We start from the raw sequence: 5,498 nt of genomic DNA on the forward strand, positions 1-5,498 counted from the left end.
GTCGTCTACACGGCCGCGCGGACCCCGCAGCGCAGCCGGCACCTCGGCGCGCTGGCCGACCTCGTCTGCTTCTGGCCGCGGGCCGCGCACCCGACGGTCCCGCCGTGCTACGCGCTGAAGGTCGTGCCGGAACTGGCCGCGCGGGCCCGCGAGCACCTCGCCGAACCGGGGACGCGGGTGGTGCTCTCCGGCTACAACCTCGGCAGCCTGCTCACGATCATGGCGGCCGCCCGGCTCGCGGCCGAACTGCCGGCGGCGGACCTCGAACGTGTCGGCGTGCTCACCGCCGGCTCCCCGCTGCAGTGGGGGTACCAGCGGGCGTTCCCCGCGCTGCTGCCGCAGGAGGCGCTGGAAGCGCTCTTCGCCGACCTCGACGGCCGGTGGCGCGCGCTCTGCCGCGGCACCGACATCTTCGGCGGCGGCGTGACGACGTGGCGGCACGAGGTCTCCGACCGGCAGCTCTACGGCGTCGGCTTCCAGCCCGAAGGCGGTTCGGGGCCGCTGAAGGCGAAGGCGGACGAGAACGGCGTCCTCATCCTCGGCGGCGACCACTGGCTGCCGGACCCGCTGCGCGGCCCGACCGGGCGGCACCGCTGGGCGCCGGGCGTGCTCCGGCACCAGGACTACGTGGTCGACGCGGAGTGGGACCACGCCGTCGCGATGGCCGCCGGCCTCGGCAAACCCTCGAACGGCGAACAGGGCCTGCTCTTCGGCGACTTCCCCGGAAAGCTGTGAAGGCCTCCTTACCGGCTTTTATGACCGGTAAGGAGGCCTTCACGGCACTTCGCTGAGGCTTACTCGGAAGCCTTGCGGCGGAACTTCAGCAGCGCGAGCAGACCGCCACCGGCGACCAGCAGCAGGGCCGCGACCCAGATCAGCCAGCTGTTGTCGAAACCGGTGTTCGCCAGGCCGCCACCGGTGCCCGACTCGTTGCCCGCCGGGACGGCGGCCGGAGCGGTGGTGCTGGTCGGCGAGACCGAGGTCTCCGAGGTCGCCGGGGCGCTCGGCTTCGAGGTCTCGGTGGCCGGGGTGGACGGCTTCGTCGGCGCCGTCGTCTCGCTCGGCGGGGTGTCCTTCTTGCTGCCGCAGACGAACCAGTGGCTGATGGTCGGGACCTGGCGGCCGCCGTTCAGCGGCGACTTGAGGTCCTGCCACGGCGGGGTCTCGGACAGGCCCTTCTCGCCCGGCACGTACAGGTTGTACCCGTCGCCGCCCTTGACCACGATCGCGGTGATCGTGACACCCTCGGCGACGCTGGTGATCGTCAGGGTCTTGTCCTTGTCCGGCACCCCGCCGGTGAACTCGATCAGGTCCGTCTTGTCCCCGGACTTCACCAGCGTGTCACCGGGAACCTTCGCGTCCGCGCAGTTGCGGATCTTCGGGTTCGGCACCGCGGTGGCGTGGTCGTCCGACGGGTAGCAGGCCAGCGCGGAGCCGGCGGTGCCGATGAGTGCCGCGGTGGTCAGCGCCATGACTGCAACGGCGCCGCGGAAGGTACGTCTGCGCATAGGGGAACTCCTGTACCGGCGGGGGAGACAGCACTTCGAAATCTGTGGTCGCGGCACCACTGAGCGTGTAACCACACTGCTGTAATTCACCCGTCAGTGGCACGCGGAGGAACGAAAGGTATCGCACGTCACTCCCCCTCGTACCCGGGGTCCCCTTTTTAACCCGCTCGTGACCTGCCGTTCCGTACCCTGCGCCGGAAAAAGCCCCGCCGACCTGGTCGATCAGGCCGGCTTCACGGGGTCGCCGGTCCCGTCGGCCTGCCGTTTGCCGAGCAGGGAATGACGGCGGCTGTAGGCGAAGTAGATGACCACGCCCAGCACCATCCAGGCGATGAACCGCAGCCAGGTCAGCACGGTCAGGTTCAGCATCAGCCACAGGCAGGCCAGGATCGCCAGTACCGGGATGACCGGCATCAGCGGCACCTTGAACGCGCGCGGCAGGTCCGGGCGCGTCCGGCGCAGGACGAGCACCCCGGCCGAGACGAGCACGAACGCGAACAGCGTGCCGACGTTCACCATTTCTTCGAGCTTGTCCGCCGGGAAGAAACCGGCGGCGAGCGCGACCAGGCCGCCGACGATCAGCGTCGCGCCCTTCGGCGTCCCGTGCTCGCCGGTCTTCGCCAGCCCGCGCGGCATCAGGCCGTCCCGCGACATCGCGAAGATGATCCGGACCTGGCCCAGCATCAGCACCATGACGACGGTGGTCAGGCCGGCCAGCGCGCCGAAGGAGATGATGTTGGCCGCCCAGTCGACGCCGTTGTCGGAGAACGCGGTGGCGAGCGTCTTGTGGCTGCCGTCGCCCGCGTCGGTGGCGAGCTTCTTGTAGTTCGTCATGCCGACGACCACCAGCGACACCGCGACGTAGAGCACCGTGACGATGGCCAGCGAGCCCATGATCCCGCGCGGCACGGCCTTCTGCGGGTTCTTCGTCTCCTCGGCGGTGGTCGCGACGATGTCGAAGCCGATGAACGCGAAGAACACCAGCGACGCGCCGGCGAGCAGGCCGAACACGCCGAACGAACTGCTCGCGCCGCCCGCGATCAGCGAGAAGAGCGACTGGTCGACGCCGGTCTGGCCGGCCCCGCCGGTCTCGCCCGGCGGGATGTACGGCGTGTAGTTCGCGCCCTTGATGTAGAAGAAGCCGAGGATGATCACGAACAGCACGACGGCGACCTTGATGCCGGTGATCACCATCGACACCCGCGACGACAGCTTCGTGCCGAGCACCAGCAGCGTCGTGAGGACCGCGACGACGAGCAGCGCGCCCCAGTCGACGGTCACGCCGCCGACGGCGAACGTCGTCGCGGCGCCCTTGCCGAAGAGGGAGCCGAGCACCGTCTCGAGATAGACCGACCAGCCCTTGGCCACCGCCGCGGCGCCGACGGCGAGCTCGAGGATCAGGTCCCAGCCGATGATCCACGCCATGAACTCGCCGAAGGTGGCGTAGGAGAACGTGTACGCGCTGCCCGCGACCGGCACGGTCGACGCGAATTCCGCGTAGCAGAGCGCCGCGAGCGCGCAGGCGATCGCCGCGAACACGAACGCGAGCGACACCGACGGGCCGGCGTAGTCACCGGCGGTGCGCGCGGTCAGCGTGAAGATGCCGGCACCGATGACGACCGCGACGCCGAACACCGTGAGGTCCCACGCGCTGAGGTTCCGCCGGAGCTTGGTGTCCGGCTCGTCGGTGTCCGCAATGGACTGTTCGATCGATTTAGTGCGCCACAATCCCGTTCCGGGCACCGTTGACCTCCTGCGGCTGAGCTGCGTGTATCGCGGTACGTCACCCTAACGGGTCACGTCCGTGACGGCTCGCCGAGCGCCCGGAAGTGGATCTTGGAGCTTACTTCGCCAGGCTGCGGTCGAGGTCCGGCTCGAGGTAGATGAGCTTCGCGACCGGCACCTTGGCGCGGACGCGGGCTTCGGCGTCGTCGATGGCCGCGGCCAGCGCGGCCGTGTCGAGCCCCGGCACCATCGCCAGCTTGGCCGCGACGAGCAGCTCGTCCGGGCCGAGGTACTGGGTGCGGATGTGGATGACGCGCTCGACCTTCCCGGCGGCCAGCTCGTCGACGATCGTCGCGAGCACCGGCGCGGTGGCGCCTTCGCCGATGAGCAGGCTCTTCATCTCGACGATCAGGATGATCGCGATGACCCCGAGCAGCGCGCCGATGGCGAGGGTGCCGATGCCGTCCCAGACCGGGTCGCCGGTGCCGACCGCGAGCCCGACGCCGGCGAGCGCGAAGACGAGCCCGAGCAGCGCGCCGGCGTCCTCCAGCAGCACGACCGGCAGCTCGGGCTCCTTGGCCTGGCGGATGAAGCCCCACCAGCTCGCGTCGCCCTTGATCTTCTTCGACTCGCCGATGGCGGTGTAGAAGCTGTAGCCCTCGAGGCAGATCGCGACGAGCAGGATGATCACCGCGACGATCGGCGACTCGAGCGGCTCGGGGTGGCTGATCTTGTGGATGCCCTCGTAGATCGCGAAGGCGGAGCCCAGGCTGAACAGCATCAGGGCGACGATGAAGGAGTAGAAGTACCGGTCGCGGCCGTAGCCGAACGGGTGCTCCTGGTCGGCTTCCCGCTTGGACGTCTTCTGCCCGAGCAGCAGCAGGCCCTGGTTGGTGGTGTCGGCCAGCGAGTGCACCGACTCGGCCAGCATCGACGACGACCCGGTGACGAGGAAGCCGGCGAACTTCGCGACCGCGATCCCGGCGTTCGCCCCGAGGGCCGCGATGATCGCCTTGGTTCCGCCTCCAGCTGACACGACCGCTCCCCTGGTAGGTCCTGAATGTCCGGGTGGAGCGTAATGGGCGCGGTCCGGCCGGGTCCCCACCGCCCGTACCTTCGCCCACGGTTCCGATCAGGCGATGGTGGCGACGTCGCCGTCGTCGAAGGAGATCGCCTGGTGCAGCCGGCCTCCCAAAGCAGCGGCGTAGCGGGCGAGCACCTCAAAGCCGGCGATCTGGCCCTGCTCGATCTGGGACACCCGTCCCTTGGTGACACCCATCCGTTCGGCCAGCTGCTGCTGAGTCAGTCCACGGCCGCGGCGGATCTCGGCGAGGCGGTGCCCCTGGACGGTGGCGAGCAGCTCCTGTTTCCCCGCCTCGACCGCTTCCTCGCCGCCGGCCCGCTCGACGTGCGCCGCGCGAACGTCCTTCCAGCGCTTGTACTCCGTCACGGTCGGCTCTCCTCTGCCTGACGTTCCTTCAAATAGCGGTCGTACCGGTCCTCGGCCAGCGGGATCGCTTCCCGGTACCAGGCGTTCCACCGCCCGGCTTTGTCCCCGGCGACAAGCAGCACACTCGACCGCCAAGGGTCGAAGACGAACAGGATTCGCACGCTACCCGGCCGCAGCTCCTTCAGGTTCTGGATCTTCGACCCGACGATGGTGTCGACCAGCGGTCGACCCAAACCGGGACCACCTTCCGCCAGCGCGTCGATCGCCTGGACGACACGAGCATGCGCCGTATCGTCCAAGTGCTCGATCCACTCGAGGACCCAAGAGCCTGGATCCGACCTCCAGCGGCCACCCGTTTCTGTCGGACCCCTTCGCTACGGTGGCCGTTCCGGTACTCGGGAGGGCGGACATGGCTCACTTCGGCGTGCTCGGGCCGCTCGCCATCGAAGGGCCGCCCGGGCACTGGGTCGCGCTGCGCGGCGAGCGGCAGCGCACGCTGCTGGCCGTGCTGCTGGTCAACGCCAACCAGCACGTCCACGTCGACGTGCTGGTCGAAGCGCTGTGGCCGGGCGGGCCGCCGAAGTCCCACACGTCCAACCTGCACACCTACCTCTCGCGGCTGCGCGAGCGGATCGACGGCCTCCGCGTCGAGCACGGGCCGCTCGGCTACCGGCTGCACGTCGAGCCCGGCGAGCTCGACCTGCTCGTCTTCCGGGCGGCCGTCGCCGATGGGAAGCGGGCCGGGGACGCCGTCGCGGCCGCGGGGCACTACCGGCGGGCGCTCGCGCAGTGGCGGGGGCCGGTGCTGGCCGGGC

Annotated in this window: 6 protein-coding genes and 1 pseudogene; 2 read left to right on the forward strand and 5 right to left on the reverse strand. The window is 69.9% G+C overall.

Annotated features, from left to right (window positions below; translation table 11 throughout):
* Positions 1-735 (forward strand): annotated as a pseudogene (locus G3I65_RS10350) (hypothetical protein); the annotation flags it as partial.
* A gap of 59 nt (positions 736-794) precedes the next feature.
* Here the strand turns inward: G3I65_RS10350 and G3I65_RS10355 are convergent.
* The 5 genes from G3I65_RS10355 to G3I65_RS10375 form a co-directional block, all read right to left on the reverse strand.
* On the reverse strand, positions 795-1,472 hold the full coding sequence (locus G3I65_RS10355; RefSeq protein ID WP_239071003.1) for an LPXTG cell wall anchor domain-containing protein: 678 nt from the start codon (positions 1,470-1,472) through the stop codon (positions 795-797).
* Positions 1,473-1,730: 258 nt separating this feature from the next.
* Complete coding sequence (locus G3I65_RS10360) at positions 1,731-3,251, reverse strand: amino acid permease (RefSeq protein WP_160695906.1); 1,521 nt, start codon at positions 3,249-3,251, stop codon at positions 1,731-1,733.
* A gap of 100 nt (positions 3,252-3,351) precedes the next feature.
* Positions 3,352-4,269 (reverse strand): cation diffusion facilitator family transporter, encoded by a 918-nt coding sequence (locus G3I65_RS10365; protein ID WP_160695907.1) that lies wholly within the window; start codon positions 4,267-4,269, stop codon positions 3,352-3,354.
* Positions 4,270-4,365: 96 nt separating this feature from the next.
* A complete protein-coding gene (locus G3I65_RS10370; protein WP_160695908.1) occupies positions 4,366-4,683 on the reverse strand; it encodes a helix-turn-helix domain-containing protein in 318 nt (105 codons plus the stop codon).
* The gene (locus tag G3I65_RS10375; protein WP_160695909.1) at positions 4,680-4,991 is read right to left on the reverse strand and encodes a type II toxin-antitoxin system RelE/ParE family toxin; all 312 of its coding nucleotides are present in this window, start codon (positions 4,989-4,991) and stop codon (positions 4,680-4,682) included. Before G3I65_RS10375 ends, G3I65_RS10370 begins: the two co-directional genes overlap by 4 nt.
* Positions 4,992-5,092: 101 nt before the next feature.
* Here G3I65_RS10375 and G3I65_RS10380 point away from each other — a divergent pair.
* Positions 5,093-5,498, forward strand: a 406-nt coding sequence (locus tag G3I65_RS10380) for a winged helix-turn-helix domain-containing protein (protein WP_203612340.1), incomplete at its 3' end; no start/stop codon positions are given.

It is taken from the genome of Amycolatopsis sp. SID8362 (assembly GCF_010550475.1).
Lineage (GTDB): Bacteria > Actinomycetota > Actinomycetes > Mycobacteriales > Pseudonocardiaceae > Amycolatopsis > Amycolatopsis eburnea.